The sequence below is a fragment of the Enterobacter sp. UPMP701 genome, from assembly GCF_053709515.1.
Window position 1 is genome coordinate 722,127 of sequence record NZ_JBSKJN010000001.1, and the last position, 15,209, is coordinate 737,335.

General features: G+C 55.5%; 16 protein-coding genes. 5 read left to right on the top strand and 11 right to left on the bottom strand.

All coding sequences use genetic code 11. The annotated features are described in order from the left end of the window. Nucleotides 1-295: 295 nt before the first annotated feature. The 4 genes from ACWKXT_RS03590 to ACWKXT_RS03605 form a co-directional block, all read right to left on the bottom strand. Complete coding sequence (locus tag ACWKXT_RS03590) at nucleotides 296-955, bottom strand: O-methyltransferase (RefSeq protein ID WP_454531676.1); 660 nt, start codon at nucleotides 953-955, stop codon at nucleotides 296-298. A gap of 75 nt (nucleotides 956-1,030) precedes the next feature. Continuing rightward, complete coding sequence (locus ACWKXT_RS03595) at nucleotides 1,031-2,410, bottom strand: efflux transporter outer membrane subunit (RefSeq protein ID WP_454531677.1); 1,380 nt, start codon at nucleotides 2,408-2,410, stop codon at nucleotides 1,031-1,033. Next, complete coding sequence (locus ACWKXT_RS03600; RefSeq protein WP_454531678.1) at nucleotides 2,407-3,489, bottom strand: HlyD family secretion protein; 1,083 nt, start codon at nucleotides 3,487-3,489, stop codon at nucleotides 2,407-2,409. The genes ACWKXT_RS03595 and ACWKXT_RS03600 overlap by 4 nt, the downstream gene beginning before the upstream one ends. Nucleotides 3,490-3,511: 22 nt before the next feature. After that, entirely contained in the window at nucleotides 3,512-5,164 is a 1,653-nt protein-coding gene (locus ACWKXT_RS03605) for an MFS transporter (protein ID WP_454526881.1), read from the bottom strand. A gap of 203 nt (nucleotides 5,165-5,367) precedes the next feature. On the opposite strand from ACWKXT_RS03605, the gene ACWKXT_RS03610 reads away from it, so the two are divergent. Beyond that, nucleotides 5,368-6,162: a YdcF family protein gene (locus tag ACWKXT_RS03610; RefSeq protein ID WP_454531679.1), complete on the top strand. Its 795-nt coding sequence runs from the start codon at nucleotides 5,368-5,370 to the stop codon at nucleotides 6,160-6,162. A gap of 53 nt (nucleotides 6,163-6,215) precedes the next feature. On the opposite strand, the gene gap is transcribed toward ACWKXT_RS03610, so the two are convergent. Next, the gene (gene gap / locus ACWKXT_RS03615; RefSeq protein WP_454526879.1) at nucleotides 6,216-7,217 is read right to left on the bottom strand and encodes a type I glyceraldehyde-3-phosphate dehydrogenase; all 1,002 of its coding nucleotides are present in this window, start codon (nucleotides 7,215-7,217) and stop codon (nucleotides 6,216-6,218) included. A gap of 190 nt (nucleotides 7,218-7,407) precedes the next feature. Between gap and cybB the strand changes: the two genes are divergently transcribed. Further along, complete coding sequence (cybB, locus tag ACWKXT_RS03620; RefSeq protein WP_454526878.1) at nucleotides 7,408-7,938, top strand: cytochrome b561; 531 nt, start codon at nucleotides 7,408-7,410, stop codon at nucleotides 7,936-7,938. 44 nt (nucleotides 7,939-7,982) lie between these two features. On the opposite strand, the gene ACWKXT_RS03625 is transcribed toward cybB, so the two are convergent. The 5 genes from ACWKXT_RS03625 to ACWKXT_RS03645 all read right to left on the bottom strand — a co-directional run bounded on the left by ACWKXT_RS03625 (nucleotide 7,983) and on the right by ACWKXT_RS03645 (nucleotide 11,644). Beyond that, the gene (locus tag ACWKXT_RS03625) at nucleotides 7,983-9,050 is read right to left on the bottom strand and encodes an oxidoreductase (RefSeq protein WP_454531680.1); all 1,068 of its coding nucleotides are present in this window, start codon (nucleotides 9,048-9,050) and stop codon (nucleotides 7,983-7,985) included. Between the two features lie 13 nt (nucleotides 9,051-9,063). Next, nucleotides 9,064-9,807: a DeoR/GlpR family DNA-binding transcription regulator gene (locus tag ACWKXT_RS03630; protein ID WP_454526876.1), complete on the bottom strand. Its 744-nt coding sequence runs from the start codon at nucleotides 9,805-9,807 to the stop codon at nucleotides 9,064-9,066. Between the two features lie 179 nt (nucleotides 9,808-9,986). After that, nucleotides 9,987-10,259, bottom strand: coding sequence for a DUF883 family protein (locus ACWKXT_RS03635; RefSeq protein ID WP_454531681.1), 273 nt, complete (start codon nucleotides 10,257-10,259; stop codon nucleotides 9,987-9,989). Between the two features lie 119 nt (nucleotides 10,260-10,378). Continuing rightward, nucleotides 10,379-11,047 carry an epoxyqueuosine reductase QueH gene (locus tag ACWKXT_RS03640; RefSeq protein WP_454531682.1) on the bottom strand — a complete coding sequence of 223 codons (669 nt, stop codon included), beginning with the start codon at nucleotides 11,045-11,047 and terminating at the stop codon, nucleotides 10,379-10,381. A 120-nt stretch (nucleotides 11,048-11,167) separates the two neighbouring features. After that, nucleotides 11,168-11,644: an N-acetyltransferase family protein gene (locus tag ACWKXT_RS03645; RefSeq protein WP_454531683.1), complete on the bottom strand. Its 477-nt coding sequence runs from the start codon at nucleotides 11,642-11,644 to the stop codon at nucleotides 11,168-11,170. A gap of 90 nt (nucleotides 11,645-11,734) precedes the next feature. On the opposite strand from ACWKXT_RS03645, the gene ACWKXT_RS03650 reads away from it, so the two are divergent. Further along, nucleotides 11,735-12,664 carry a LysR family transcriptional regulator gene (locus tag ACWKXT_RS03650; protein ID WP_454526872.1) on the top strand — a complete coding sequence of 310 codons (930 nt, stop codon included), beginning with the start codon at nucleotides 11,735-11,737 and terminating at the stop codon, nucleotides 12,662-12,664. A gap of 5 nt (nucleotides 12,665-12,669) precedes the next feature. Here the strand turns inward: ACWKXT_RS03650 and iraM are convergent, their stop codons facing one another. Next, on the bottom strand, nucleotides 12,670-13,101 hold the full coding sequence (gene iraM, locus ACWKXT_RS03655) for an anti-adapter protein IraM (protein WP_454531684.1): 432 nt from the start codon (nucleotides 13,099-13,101) through the stop codon (nucleotides 12,670-12,672). A 596-nt stretch (nucleotides 13,102-13,697) separates the two neighbouring features. Between iraM and ACWKXT_RS03660 the strand changes: the two genes are divergently transcribed. Together ACWKXT_RS03660 and ACWKXT_RS03665 are read left to right on the top strand one after the other, a co-directional pair. Then, nucleotides 13,698-13,973, top strand: coding sequence for a metal/formaldehyde-sensitive transcriptional repressor (locus ACWKXT_RS03660; protein WP_080327146.1), 276 nt, complete (start codon nucleotides 13,698-13,700; stop codon nucleotides 13,971-13,973). A gap of 31 nt (nucleotides 13,974-14,004) precedes the next feature. Continuing rightward, nucleotides 14,005-15,123 carry an S-(hydroxymethyl)glutathione dehydrogenase/class III alcohol dehydrogenase gene (locus ACWKXT_RS03665; RefSeq protein ID WP_454531903.1) on the top strand — a complete coding sequence of 373 codons (1,119 nt, stop codon included), beginning with the start codon at nucleotides 14,005-14,007 and terminating at the stop codon, nucleotides 15,121-15,123. Nucleotides 15,124-15,209: the final 86 nt, after the last annotated feature.

Sequence of the window (15,209 nt, forward strand, 5' to 3'; positions counted from 1 at the left end):
AACGTGCCAGGGCGGCTCAATCGCCACCGCCCTGGCGACCCGGGCTCCCGGCGGTAAATCGCCGCTTCGCGGTGCCCTCAGCTTATTCCTTCCGGCTTATCGGGGACGGGCGGAGGTAACATCCCTGTAAAGCCCGCCCTCTCGGCGCATCCCTGCACCTCGCCCCGGCCTTACGGAAACGCCTCGGCGATTTACAGCCGGACCATGGCGTCGCTGAAAGCCTTCATTCCTTCTGAAAGTCGCTTTATTGCTTCAGCTTAAAAATTACTGGGGATCCCTCAGTCCGCACATTTATTCACCCGTTCACCATTGCCAGCGTAAACCCATCCCACCCCTTAACCCCCACCGTTTGCAGCGCGGTGGCGGTTAAACGCGGGTTATCTCCCGTCATCTCGATAAACCGACGCACGCCCTGCACGCGTGCGTCGTCGCTTTGCCCGTTAATCACTTCGCCGTCGCGCACCACGTTGTCGCCAATAATCACCGTACCTGGGCGGGAGTAGTACAGAGACCACTCCAGATAGCCGGGATTGTTTGGCTTATCGGCATCGATAAAGATCAGGTCGAAAGGCGGAACGTCACCGAGATTTTCGAGCGAGTGCAGCGCCGGACCTTCAACTAACTCAATACGATCGCTTAGCCCCGCGAGGCGGATATTCTGGCGGGCAACCTCGGCATGCGTGGGGTCAGCTTCAAGCGTAATCAGCTTACCGTCCGGTGGCAGGGCGCGCGCCATCCAGATTGAGCTATAGGCACCCAGCGTCCCGATCTCCAGAACCCGCCGCGCCTGCGTCATACGAACAAACAGCGCCAGAAGTTGCCCCTGATTGGCCGCAACATCGTGTTCAGGTAGCCCGGCGCGTTTGTTATTTTCCAGTACCTGATGAAGTACGTCATCATCAGGGATAAGCGAAGAAATCATGTAATTATCTACTGCAGACCATTGTTGTTGCATAGATTGACTCCTTGGATTTTTCTCCCTCTCCCTTTGGGAGAGGGTCGGGGTGAGGGCATCAGCGCGCAAGGCGGTTCACGCGCTCACCCAGCCGCCGCCCAGCGCCTTATACAAATCGATCTGCGCCAGCAGCAGGTTATTTTTCACCTGCACGACGCTGGTTTGCACCGAGAATAGGGTGCGCTGCGCGTCCAGCACGTCCAGATAGGAGGAGTAGCCGTTGCCATAGCGGTTCTGCGCAATGCGCAGCGTCTCCTGCGCCACATCCTGCTGGGCAAGCAGCTCCGTCAGTTGTTCCTGATAGCGCGCAATGGCGTCAAGACTGTTGTTCACCTCGGCAAACGCGTTACGCACGGTTTTTTCATACGTATACAGCGCCTGGTTCCGCTGGGACTGGGAAATATCTACCTGCGCATTCAGCGCCTGGCGGTTCAGCAGCGGGGCAAGAATACTGCCCCCGACGCTCCAGAGCTGAAGCGGGTTGTCCAGCAGGCCGGAAAGGGTGCGATCCTGGATCGATCCGGTCGCGGTCAGGTTGATCGACGGCAGCAGGCTCGCGCGCGAGGCGGCAAGCGAGGCGTCGGCCGCAACCAGCTGTCGCTCGGCCTGCACGATATCCGGCCGACGGTTCAGGAGCGTGGAAGGCAGCTGTGACGGCAGCTTCAGCGGCGTCAGCGTCTCAAAGCTTTCGCTGCGCGCCACCGCGCCGGGATTGCTTCCCAGCAGCAGGTTCAGGGCGTTCTCCTGCTGTGCAATCTGATGCTGCAGCACGGGAACCTGCGCTCGCGTTGAGCGCAGTTCGGAATCTGACTGCATCAGCTCCAGACGCGAGCTGTAGCCCGTCTCAAACTGACGTTTCGCGAGGTTAAATGCCTCTTCGCGCGATTTCAGCGTGGATTCGGTCACCCGCAGCTGTTCGTCAAGTGAGAGCAGGGTGACATACCCGGACGCAACGGACGACACGACGGTTAAATCCGCGGCGGCGGCAGCGGCTTTTTGCGCCTCCAGCGAGGCCTCGGCGGCATTGGCCGTGCTGCGGTTGACGCCCCAGATATCAACGTCATAGCTCGCCGTCAGGCTTCCTCTGTACAGCGTGCCGTAGACCGGCAGCCCGGTCGCGGCGGATTGTGAACGGGCGCGTGTTCCGGTTACGCCCGCGTCGAGCGAAGGAAAGAGACTGCCGTCAGCCGCAAAGACCCGCGCCTGATACTCGTTTATCCGCTCGCGGGCAATTAACACATCGCTGTTATGCTTAAGCGCCTGATCCACGTAGCGGTTGAGGTGGTTGTCATGGAAATTGCGCCACCAGAGCTGCTCCGTTGGGCTGGCAGGGCCTGAGGCGGCGCGCCACTGCGCAGGGATGTGCAGCGTCGGCTGCGCCGGTTTTACGTCGACGGACTGGCATCCGGCGAGCAACACCGCCAGCACCAGAGCGGCTATCGGGCGGAGGGTCATGGCTTTGCCTCCCGCGTATCAATCGTCACCTGCACCGACATGCCCGGGCGCAGCAGCGCAGACTCTTCAGGCTTACCGAGCACCTCGATGCGCACCGGAATACGCTGGGCGATTTTCACAAAGTTGCCAGTCGCGTTGTCCGGCGTGATGGCGCTGAACTCAACCCCGGTCGCCGGGGAGATGCTCTCCACGCGGCCCTGATACGCTTTGTCGTTCAGGGCATCGACGGTAAACTTCACCGGCTGACCGACGCGCAGCTCCGCCAGCTGGGTCTCTTTAATATTGGCGATCACCCAATGTTGCGGCGGAACCAGCGTTGTCAGATGCGTTCCGGCGGTGACATACGCCCCAAGACGCACGGCGATCTGGCCCAGCTGGCCGTCGCGCGGGGCGATAATACGCGTGTTTTGCAGGTCAATCTGCGCCAGCTCCAGCGCCGCTTTGGCGTTTTCAACGTCCGCCTCCAGCGCGCCGCGATTGACAATCACCGTCTGCAGATCCTGACGCGACATCTCAAGCGTGGCTTTCGCCTGGTCGATATCCGCGTTGCCCTGGGCCGCACTGGCCAGCGCGGCATCGCGTTCGCGAATGGAAAGCGACCCGTCAGCCGTCAGATCCTTCACGCGCTTTAAATCCGCCTGGGTTTTCAGGCTCTGGGCGCGGGCATTTTTCAGCGCCGCGTCGTTTTTAGCGATCGTCGCTTCGGCACTTTTACGCTGTTGCAGGTTGTTATTGAGGGCGGCAATTTTCATCGCCAGCTGCGCCTCGGCCTGATGCACGCGCTGACGATAGATGCGGTCATCAATCTGCAGCAGCAGGTCACCTTTTTTAACCTGCGCAAAGTCCTGCACCTTCACCTCGGTGATATAGCCATTCACCTGAGGGCTGATAAACGTCGTCTGGCCGCGCACGTAGGCGTTATCGGTAAACTGCGCGTGGCGGGTGAACGGTGGCAACTGCCAGGCATAAAGGATCACCAGTACGCCGACAATACCGATGGCGGCGGCGGTGAAAACGGAAACAATGCGCACATTTTTGCGGGTGTTGGCCTGCTCTTTGGCGGCATCCTGCTGACTCATAAACTCTCCAGAAATAGTACAATTATTTGTTGCCGGTGGCGTTCTTCAGCGCCATACGGGCAGTGATGCGCAGGCGCAGCAAGCGCCATAAAATCCAGACCAGCGTGGCGGCAGCAATGCTCGCCGTCAGCAGATAAGTATCGTTGTAAGCCAGAATATTTGCTTCAAGCGAAGTGACCGTTTGCAGCTGCGTTATCGCCTGAGTGCCCAGCAGCGAACTGTCGCCAATAAGGCTTTTATACATCTGGGTATAAAGCTGAATCCGCTCGTTGACCAGCGGGTTGAGCGTGGTGAGCTGGTCTGCGAGCAGGCTGGAGTGGTACTTCTCGCGCCAGGTCTGAAAGGTGCCGAGGATCGCGGAACCCAGCAGGCCGCCAAGGTTCTGGCTCATGCCAAACATCACCGAGAAGCTGACGAGGTTGCGCGGGTCGGCAATCACCCCGCCAATGGCGGCCAGCATGGCTGGCGCCAGGAAGAAGGCGCTGCCGAAGCCCAGCAGGAACTGGCTGACCATCAGCTGATCCGGACGGGTCAGGTTATTGGACTGGCTGTCCAGCAGGGAGGCCACAATCATCAGCGCCAGAGAGGTGATAATCGGCCACGCCAGTTTGGTGGGCTTAATCGTGAGACAGCTGGTGACGATCCCGCAGACGATGCCAGCGAAAATAGACCACGCGAGGTGGGTCATCTGCTCATTCTGTAACCCAACATACTGCAGCCAGCCGATGACGCCGGTGTTTTGTTCCGCCAGCACGATACGGATCAGCAGCATGATCAGCCCCAGGCGGACGATGCTGCCGCTCGACAGCCAGCGGGTGTTCAGCAGCGGGTTGGCGCGGTTATGTTCAAACACGATGGCGGACACAATGAGCACCAGCGATAGCGCCAGCGACCAGCCGATCCACGGCGCCTCGAACCACCAGTCAAGACGGCCCAGGGAGAGTACGGCGCACAGGAGGGCCATCCCGGGGGCCAGTAAAAAGAAGGTGATAAAATCTTTCTTCTCAAAGACCTTGCGTCGGTCGCCCGGCGGCAGCTTTAAGGCTATCACGCAGGCCAGGGAGATCAGCGCCAGCCCCAGTTCGAAGAAATAGAGCCCGCGCCATTCGTCAAGCTGCAGCAGTTCGGTCGAAAACAGGCGGGCCAGCGGAATGGCGAGCGACGACCCGGTAATCCCGATGGTGAGCGCCTTCAGGCGATGCTTCGCAGGCCAGGCCTGGATCTGGTAGTAAATCCCCAGCGAGCTGAGCGCGGCGGCCACCATCCCGTGCGCGGCGCGCACCATCAGCGCCGAGCTGAGGTCATTAACGAACAGGTGGAAAAAGGTCACCAGCACGTACAGCACCAGAAAACCTTCCGTAAAAGCGCGCAGGCCGTACTGCTGGCGGAACTTGACCAGCAACAGGTTGATGGAGATGTTGGTCATGACATAGACCGCAGGCAGCCAGGCGATTTCGGTCGACCAGGCCCCGAAGGTCCCCTGCAGGTTTTGCAGGTTGGCGGTCACCACCGCATTCCCCAGCGCCCCCGTCAGGCATACCAGCAGGCCAACCACGCCGTAGGCAATGCGTTTTGGCGTGCTGTGCTCGGGCGTGGAGGGCGAACCCAGCAAGGCGGGTTTCTCATGTGGCTGCCACTCGCGAGGAGCATAAGGGTCGCGTTCGGGCAGGCGCATAACGTCGTTTACCTTAGAAATAATTGAATAATTAGCAGGCTGGGGATTCTACGTCTGCCGCAAATGATAATTCAAGTGAATATGATTTACGCATGTTAATCAAATGTAGAAGGGAAGTTTAAGGAAAAAGAGCGGCCCGAGGTCGCCGTTGTGTTGAGAACCTGAAGTCGCTACCCTGACGGTATAGAGAGGAGGAGTTCACCATGGATCAGACCCATTTTCCCGTCTTGTCGGATGCCACGCTGGCGGCCATCAATATTGTCGGTGAATGGCTGGCGCAGGACGAGCTAAGCGGCAGCCGCCAGCCCCCGGACGTCGACGCGGTAATTCTGGCAGGGAACGCGGTGATCCCGACCATCGAGGCGGCCTGTCGTATTGCCGCGCAGCGAGAAATCCCGCTCCTGATTAGTGGTGGTATTGGTCATTCAACCGCGTTTTTATATGCCGCTATCGGCAGTCATCCGCGTTATCACACCTTACAAGTCGAAGGGCGGGCGGAAGCGAGCATTCTTGCAGATATTGCGCGGGCGTTCTGGCAGATCCCCGAGACGCGCCTGTGGATTGAGGATCAATCTACCAACTGCGGTGAGAACGCGCGTTTTAGCTGGAACATGTTGAAACAGCATCAGCGGGTAACGGGGCGGATGCTGGTGGTGCAGGATCCGACGATGCAGCGCCGTACGATGGCGACGTTTGCCCGCGTTTGTCAGGATGAACCCGCGTCACCGGAGTGGATAAGCCACCCAGGGATTACGCCGAAACTGCATAACGGCAAAGAGGGCGTAGAGTTTAGCGGAGGCAATAGCGGACTGTGGCCCATTGACCGCTACCTTTCACTGGTTCTGGGGGAGCTGCCGCGGCTGTATGATGACGTTAACGGCTATGGCCCGGCCGGGCGGGATTTTATCGCGCACGTTGATTTTCCTGAGGCTGTGATTGCCGCGTGGAAACAGCTGCAGCAAGATCCGGTTCTGAAGGGAGCGCGAAAGATAATCTAAGCACGGAACCATTCCCTCGCCCCTTTGGGGAGAGGGTTAGGGTGAGGGGAAAATCACAGCGCCGCAAACTTATCCAGCGTCCGCACCAGCTGGGTAACGAAACCGTATTCGTTGTCATACCACGCGACGGCTTTCACCAGCTGCAGATCTCCTGCTTCAGACACCTCGGTCTGGGTGGCGTCAAATACCGAGCCATAATGCGAGCCAATCACATCAGACGATACAATCTCTTCATCGGTATACCCGAATGATTTATTCCCCTGCGTCGCCTTTTTCAGCGCGGCGTTGATCTCCTCAACGGTCACTTTCTTGCCCAAAATCGCCACCAGTTCGGTCACGGAGCCGGTCTTAACCGGCACACGCTGCGCGTGGCCTTTCAGTTTACCGCTGAGCGCCGGGATCACCAGCCCGATGGCTTTTGCCGCACCGGTGGTATGCGGAATGATATTCTCAGCCGCCGCCCGCGAGGCGCGGAGATCTTTTCCACGCGGGCCATCCACCAGCGCCTGGGTGCCGGTATAGGCATGAATGGTGGTCATGGTGCCCACTTTAATTTCAAACGCGTCGTTCAGGGCTTTTGCCAGCGGGGCGAGGCAGTTGGTGGTGCAGGACGCGACGGAAATAATGGTATCAGCGGCGTCAATGGTATCGTCATTCACGCTATAGACGATGGTCTTCATGTCGCCCGCTGGCGCAGAGATCAGCACCTTCTTCGCACCGGCGTCCAGGTGCGCCCGCGATTTCTCTTCTGAGGTATAAAAGCCGGTGCACTCCACGACAATATCCACGCCAGCGGCTTTCCACGGTATATGCTTCGCCTCTTTTTCGGCGTACACCGCAATGGTTTTACCGTCCACGATCAGCGCATCCTCGGTGAAATCCACGCTCCACGGGAAGCCACCGTAGTTGGAATCATGCCTGAGCAGGTAGGCCAGGACTTTCGGGGAGGTGAGATCGTTGATAGCGACAACGGTGTTGCTGTCCTGGGTTTCAAGAAGGCGGCGCAGTACAAGGCGTCCAATGCGTCCAAATCCGTTAATACCAATTTTACTCATAGCATTCTCCTGGTGAATGTGTCGATACGACCGTTTGAACTCATCCAGGCTTAGACCATCACGGCAAGGGCGGCAATTGAAGTTGCTTCATACGGGAGGAAGTAATTGAAAAACCATACAGAAAAGTTAATGAATTTTTAAGGAAAGGAGATTATGTTGGCGCGGTGACTGTTTTTTTTCAGGAAATCCCATGCGCACTAAATATACAAGCCTGCAAATCGCGATTCACTGGCTGGTGTTTTTGTTAATCGTCGTCGCTTACTGCGCGATGGAGTTCAGAGGCTTTTTCCCGCGTACCGACCGACCGCTTATTAATATGATCCACGTCTCCTGCGGCATCTCGGTTCTGGTGCTGATGGTGGCGAGATTGCTGATCCGCCTCAAGTTTCCCGCTCCTCCGATTCAGCCGAAACCCAAAGCGATGATCACCGGTATGTCTCACCTTGGGCATCTGATCGTGTATCTGCTGTTTATTGCGCTGCCGCTGATTGGCATTGTGATGATGTATAACCGTGGCAACGACTGGTTTGCCTTCGGTCTGGCGATGCCGCACGCGGCGGAAGGCAACTTTGACCTGGTGGATGTGCTGAAAGAGTGGCACGAGACGCTGGCGAATCTGGGCTATTTTGTGATTGGTTTGCACGCTTTTGCGGCGCTAATGCATCACTACTTCTGGAAAGATAATACCCTCCTGCGCATGATGCCGAAAAAGCGTCAGTAGTCTTTAACTCTTGCCGGGTGGCGCAGCGCCACCCGGCTTGTTCTTTAATCCAGCAGAGCACGCTCTTCGGCCGTTAACGCCAGCGTCTGCGTCGCACCCGTATCCGACGACTTCACTGCCGCTTCCAGAACGGCCATAACCGCTAGCGCCTCAACAGGATGGACAGGGTTGGTGATTTTCCCGAGTAACGCATCACGTACGTTGATGTAATACTGGCGCTGATCGCCCTTCGGTGTCGTTATCGTCTGCGGTTCGCCGTTCGCGCCAAAGAACACCATACTGTCGTCGTCTTCACCCCAGGCTTCACTGCCGGGGATCACGCCGGCAAGCAGTTGTGCTTCCTGCTGATCGATCCTGGCTTTCACTACGCTCCCTTTATCTCCGTGGACGGTAAAACGTGCCGTACCGCCAGCCACCAGCATGCTGGCGTGCAGAACCACCTTATGTTCCGGGTAATTGAGGACCACGTGCGCCCAGTCGTTCACCTCTGCGCCGTCGCGCAGCGTCGCGATATTGCCCTGAACCGACTGCGGCAGGCCAAAGAGCTGAAGCGTCTGGTCGATCAGGTGAGGGCCAAGGTCAAACCACAGGCCGCTGCCGGGCACGTTCTGCTCGCGCCAGCGCACGCGCACTTCCGGGCGGAAGCGGTCAATATGCGACTCCAGGTGCTTAACCTTGCCGAGCGTGCCTTGCTCAATAATCTGTTTAATGCCGAGGAAATCGCTGTCCCAGCGGCGGTTATGAAAGACGGAGAGCAGAAGCTGCTTTTCATCCGCCAGCGCAATCAGGTCGCGGGCCTCCTGCATGTCGAGGGTAAAGGGCTTATCCACAACGACATGCTTACCTGAGTTCAGGGCCAGCGTCGCCAGCGGCGCGTGCGTGGCGTTAGGGGAGGCAATCACCACCAGGTCGATATCAGGGTGTTGAATAGCCTCTTCCGGCGTGGCTACCACCTGAACGTCCGGCAGATCGCGTTTGACCTTCTCTTCATCACGAGAAGAGACCACCGCCAGCTTAAGCCCATCCACGGACTGGATCAGCGGGGCATGGAAGGTTTTACCGACAAAACCATACCCGATCAGCGCAATGTTAATTGTTTGAACTGTACTCATGATCTTCTCCACGTTATTGCGCGCACACCGTGACCTGCAATGCGCTATGGTCCCCAAGCTCAGGCCAGGGACGATCTAAAAAGAGTTGTTGAATGTCAGATAACCCGGAAACCAGATACGGTTCGCAGCGGTTAACTTTCAGATGGTCGGCGACGATCCAGTGCGCATGGCTTGCCGCAAGCATCGCGCGCTTAACCTCGGCATCCGCTTCTTTACCGGCACTCAAACCGAGTTCGGCATGAATGGCGCACGCCCCAAGAATGGCGATGTCTGCCCGGTAGCGGGACAGCAGCGACAATGTGGCGCTTCCTGCAAACAGGCGCTGCTTCGGGTCCCATTTTCCGCCGAGCAGGATCAGCTCAATATCTTCCCGGTCGCTAAAATGCCGGGCGATATCCAGCGAAGTGGTGATCACGGTGTGAGGGCCCTGAAGAAAAGTAGCGACGGCCATCACCGTGCTGCCGGCATCCAGAAACAGGGTGGAACCCGATGGAACCGCCTGCGCGACCTGCTTACCTAAACGCTGTTTGGTTTCCGGCAGGAGCGTGTTGCGGTTATGACGATTCATGGCGGAAAGATTCAGCGCGATAGCCCCGCCGTGGTTTTTCTGCGCAAGGCCCTGATTTTCCAGGTCGGTGAGATCCCGACGGATGGTATCCGCTGACACCTGCAGCGTGTCTGCCAGTTCGGTGATGCTGGCCTGGCCTTGCTCACTGAGGAGGTCAAGAATATAGCGTTGACGCGCGGTTTTGTGCATGGGCGGTAATCCTGCAAAATGTCGCAATAGTTTGCATAATACAGCATTTTGCCGCAGAGGGAAGAGGGGCTAACAGGGGCAAGATGCAGGAGCAGGAATCAGATGGGGAATGAGTTCGGTGATATTAAGGAAATATCGGATTGTATGGAGAGGGAAAATAAAGCCCCGAAGGGCTGAAATTATTTACGTCCCAGCAGCAGACCGAGAACAATACCCACTGCACCGGCGGCAATCAGCCCGGTTAGTGGATTATTTCTGACTGCTTCAGTCACATCTGAAACGGCATCGCTGGCCTGAGCAGCATATTTTTTAGCAGCACCTTTAACCTGATGTTTTGGTGAATCAACGAATTCACCAAACTGCTGCTGCGCTGAACCTGCAAGTTCATTAAATTTATTTTTTGCTTTATCTTCAGCAAATTGCGTGTTTTTATCAGTATCGAAATCAGACATTTTGGCCTCCTTTTGTAGATACATAAAGGATAGCCTCTCTCAGGAAAGATGAGAGGCGAAACGCTTAATTACGGGGAAAATACGCCTGTTTTCAGATATATCTCCATGTCAGGAGCGCGTTATTTCTCGTTCTCATCCTGGCCGTAATAGAGTTTGCCGATCCGGATAAGCGGACGGCCCTGAGATTTACGGTGCAGGTTACTGTCCCGAAGGGAATATACGCAGCCGCAATACTCCTGCTGGTAAAACTGTTCCCGCTTGCTGATCTCAATCATGCGTGAGGAGCCGCCCTGTTTGCGCCAGTTATAGTCCCAGTAGACCATGCCCGGATAGCGCGCTGCTGCACGTTGGCCGCAGTCATTGATCTGCTGCATATTCTTCCAGCGGGAGATCCCCAGCGAACTGCTGATGACGCTGAATCCATTTTCTGCCGCATAGAGCGCCGTACGCTCGAAACGCATATCGAAGCACATGGTGCAGCGCACGCCACGCTCAGGTTCCCATTCCATGCCTTTGGCGCGTTCAAACCAGTTATCGGTGTCGTAGTCGGCATCGACAAACGGCACGCCATGTTTTTCGGCAAAACGAATGTTTTCCTCCTTACGGATGAGGTATTCCTTTTGCGGATGGATGTTGGGGTTATAGAAGAAAATGGTGTAATCAATGCCCGAAGCCTGAATCGCTTCCATGACTTCACCGGAGCAGGGGGCACAGCAGGAGTGCAGCAGAAGTTTATCAGCGCCGTTCGGCAGGGTGAGTTGCGGGCGGATGAAGGGGGTTGTAGTCATGTCGCTATATAATATGTTAATGAAATTTATAGGATTATAGCACAGGTGATAAATCAATTCAGACGGTACTAACGGGAACGGAAGATCCCGCTCCGTCGGGATCTTCGAACAGAGATGCTATTATTCGGCAAATTTTAGCAGCGCTTCGCCATCAAGACGATAGCGAACCCATTCGGACTGCGGCAGCGCGCCGATGCTCAGGTAAAAATCAATCGCGGGCTGGTTCCAGTCCAGCACGCTCCATTCAAGGCGACCACACTGCCGTTTTACCGCGAGCTGCGCGATATGTTTCAGCAGCGCTCTGCCCGCGCCTTTACCGCGATAGTCCGGGGAAATGTACAGGTCTTCCATATAAATCCCGTTGCGTCCAAGCCAGGTCGAATAGCTGGTGAAAAAAACGGCATAGCCGGCGATCTCGCCTTCAAACTCCGCGATCAACGCCTCGGTTTTACTGCCCGCCCCAAAGAGGGTTTCCCGGATCTCTTCCGGTGTGGTTACTACCTCTTCCGGCGCTTTTTCATATACCGCCAGTTCATAGATCATGGCGTAAATGGCTGCTGCATCTTCGGGACGGGCCTGACGAAGGGTTATGCTCATTGTTTTTCCTGTTTTTTAGCATCTGTTTCGATTGATGGCGTCAAGCATACGGAGTATTGTCCGAAGAATTAAGTGCAATGAAATCAACAAATGATGAATGTTATGCATCCGGCGCTGAGACGTCTTGATTTAAACCTGCTACCCGTTTTCGATGCGATTTACCGCCACCGTTCGGTTCGGCTGGCAGCCGACGAGCTGGCTATGAGCACTTCGGCACTGAGCCATGCGCTGTCGCGTTTGCGCACGACCCTCAATGACCCGCTCTTTTTTCGCGAAGGGCATCGTATGTCCCCCAGCGTGTATGCCTCTCAGCTCGCGCCTTCCATTGCTTCTGCATTGTCGTTTCTGAATCATGAATTGACTCCGCAGCCGGAGTTTGACGCGGCCAGCAGTACTGAAAGTTTACAAATTGGAATTACGGACTTTACCGCGCTGTGCATTTTCCCGGCGCTGATGCACAAACTGCAGCGTGCTGCCCCGGCGTTGCGTTTCGAATTGCGCTATCTGCCGCACAGCCCGGCGCTGACGGAACTGCTGGCGGGCGAAGTGGATCTCGCGCTGGGGTTCAGCACCCAGAATGATATCCGGCATCCGGAACTGGAAGAGATCGACTGGTTTAAAGATGAGTATGTAGTCATCAGCAACGCGCGGCGGACGCGTCTGACGCTGGACGATTATCTCACGGCCCGACACCTGGTGGTGACGCCATGGAATGAGAAGCAGGGCGTTCTTGACGTGCGGCTCGAGCAACTGGGCTATACCCGACAAATCGCGATCAAAACGCCGTCGATGCTCAGCGCGCCGTTTATCGTTGCGGAAAGCGACCTGCTGATGGCCATTCCTCGTTATGCCGCAGAGAAACTGATTGCGGCAGCGGAACTCAGGATTTTTCCTTTACCATTTTCGATACAACCTTTTGAAGTGAGAATTTACTCGCATAAGCGCAGCGGCCAGCGGGGCGCGACCCGCTGGCTGAAGGAAGAGCTGCAAGCGCTGGCGCAACAGGGGGATAATTCATAAAATGATTAGCTATTGCGGGGAACTCTTATTATCAAAGGATTTGTCTCAAATCCGTGCGGGCATTTGCGCGCATTGCAATGCTCAGCATATGAGCAGTCTTCAGAATCCAGGTTTTTATTAAAAGGACAGGCCATTTTGTTTTTTATTTCGTACCACAGGTTCTCATTGTATGGCGAGACGTTATAAAGGGATATTTGTTTGAACACGCCATTTACAAAAATTCCATTTTTTGCTGCATGTACTCTGTCTCCGGGCAAAAGATAGATGTCACTCTCGTACCAAATTATTAATCTTAATAATTTCAAACCCACAATGTGCGAATAAACGACTCCTGTGTTAGGGCAAATGACAGAACTTAATACTCGCCACGACATCATACTTTTCTCCATCCATAAGATATTTTTACCTGGATTTAGGTTTAGCACGGGATTAGACATCGATCAACGTTGTAACTCATTGATATTGATCGTTATTTTTAGGTTGTTTGCTTTTTGTCTATATATAACAATGGCTTGCGCAATATGGTTTTGATAATTGTTTTTAATTATTTATCAAACATGAGAGAGGAGTGGTTTGATTTTGACCGTTTACAGGTTCTGAACGCAAAAAATAAGATCCCGCAAAGAGCTTTATTATTAAAGAAAATTTAATCATGACGGAAATCATTTCATTTCAACCTGTTACCAGGTTTAAGGTTTAGAAAGTTTTTTGAACTATTATCAATGCTGCTTATTGATTCCACCGAATAAAGGGTGCTACAGGCGCTTTTTTTGACTTAGCCATAGAAAATGGCTGAATTCCCATGTAGATGCCAGCATTTCAAAGAGAAACTATTCAGAATTACTTATGGATGATAATGATCTTCCAGTGCTTAGTGAGGCTTCTTACCTATTTGGGGTCAGTGAAAAAGTTTAATATCCGGTAGTGCCATTTGACCATGTCGGCTAAGGGCCTGGTAACCATATGAAAACCTACTGTTTACATCAGGTTGCTTAAAAAGGTACCATACCCCCCTATAGTATCAGGAGGGCGTATGCCGCATTCACCCGAAGATAAAAAACGTATTCTTACCCGCGTCCGCCGCATTCGGGGCCAGGTTGATGCCCTTGAGCGCGCGCTGGAGTCGGGCGAGCCTTGTCTGGCCATTCTGCAGCAAATTGCCGCCGTGCGCGGGGCTGCCAATGGCCTGATGGGCGAAATGGTTGAAATTCACCTAAAAGATGAGCTGGTGGCGGGAGAGACCACGCCGGATCAGCGAGCCGTACGCATGGCGGAAGTCGGCCATTTGCTGCGCTCTTATCTAAAATAAACCCACACACCTGACAAAAAGGGAAGACATGATGAAATCTCGCGCAGCTGTTGCATTTGGCCCCGGCCAGCCGCTGAAAATCGTCGAAATCGACGTCGCACCGCCGAAAAAAGGCGAGGTGCTGATCAAAATCACCCATACCGGCGTGTGTCATACCGATGCGTTTACGCTGTCCGGTGACGACCCGGAAGGCGTCTTCCCGGCGGTGCTGGGTCATGAAGGCGGTGGCGTTGTGGTGGAAGTGGGCGAGGGCGTGACCAGCCTGAAGCCTGGCGATCACGTTATACCGCTATATACCGCAGAATGCGGCGAGTGTAAGTTCTGTAAATCCGGTAAAACCAACCTCTGCCAGGCGGTTCGCGCGACTCAGGGGAAAGGGCTGATGCCGGACGGCACCACCCGTTTCTCTTATAACGGTGAGCCAATCTATCACTACATGGGCACCAGCACCTTCAGCGAATACACCGTTTGCGCGGAGATCTCGCTGGCGAAGGTCAACCCGCAGGCACCGCTGGATAAAGTCTGCCTGCTCGGCTGCGGCGTGACCACCGGCATTGGCGCGGTGCATAACACGGCTAAAGTCAAAGAGGGCGACACCGTGGCGGTGTTCGGTCTCGGCGGTATCGGCCTGGCGGTGATTCAGGGCGCGGTGCAGGCCAAGGCCGGTCGTATCATCGCGGTCGATACTAACCCGGACAAATTCAAGCTGGCGGGCGAAATGGGTGCGACCGATTTCGTGAACCCGAAAGATCACGAAAAACCGATTCAGGACGTCATCGTTGAGATGACCGACGGCGGCGTGGACTTCAGCTTTGAATGTATCGGCAACGTCAACGTAATGCGTTCCGCGCTGGAGTGCTGCCATAAAGGCTGGGGCGAGAGCATCATCATCGGCGTGGCCGGGGCGGGTCAGGAGATCAAAACCCGTCCATTCCAGCTGGTGACCGGACGCGTCTGGCGCGGTTCCGCGTTTGGCGGCGTGAAGGGCCGTACCCAGCTTCCGGGTATGGTTGAAGATGCCATGGCCGGCAAGATCCAGCTCGACCCGTTCATTACCCACCGTTTGCCGCTGGAGCAGATCAACGAGGCGTTCGATCTGATGCACCAAGGAAAATCCATCCGTACCGTCATTCATTTCGGTGACAAGTAACTCTTCTGCCAGCGGTTTTTCGCCGCTGGCATTTCTTTAATAATCTTCTCTAAAGTGTGACCAGTGCGGCGTTTTTAGCCGTAATC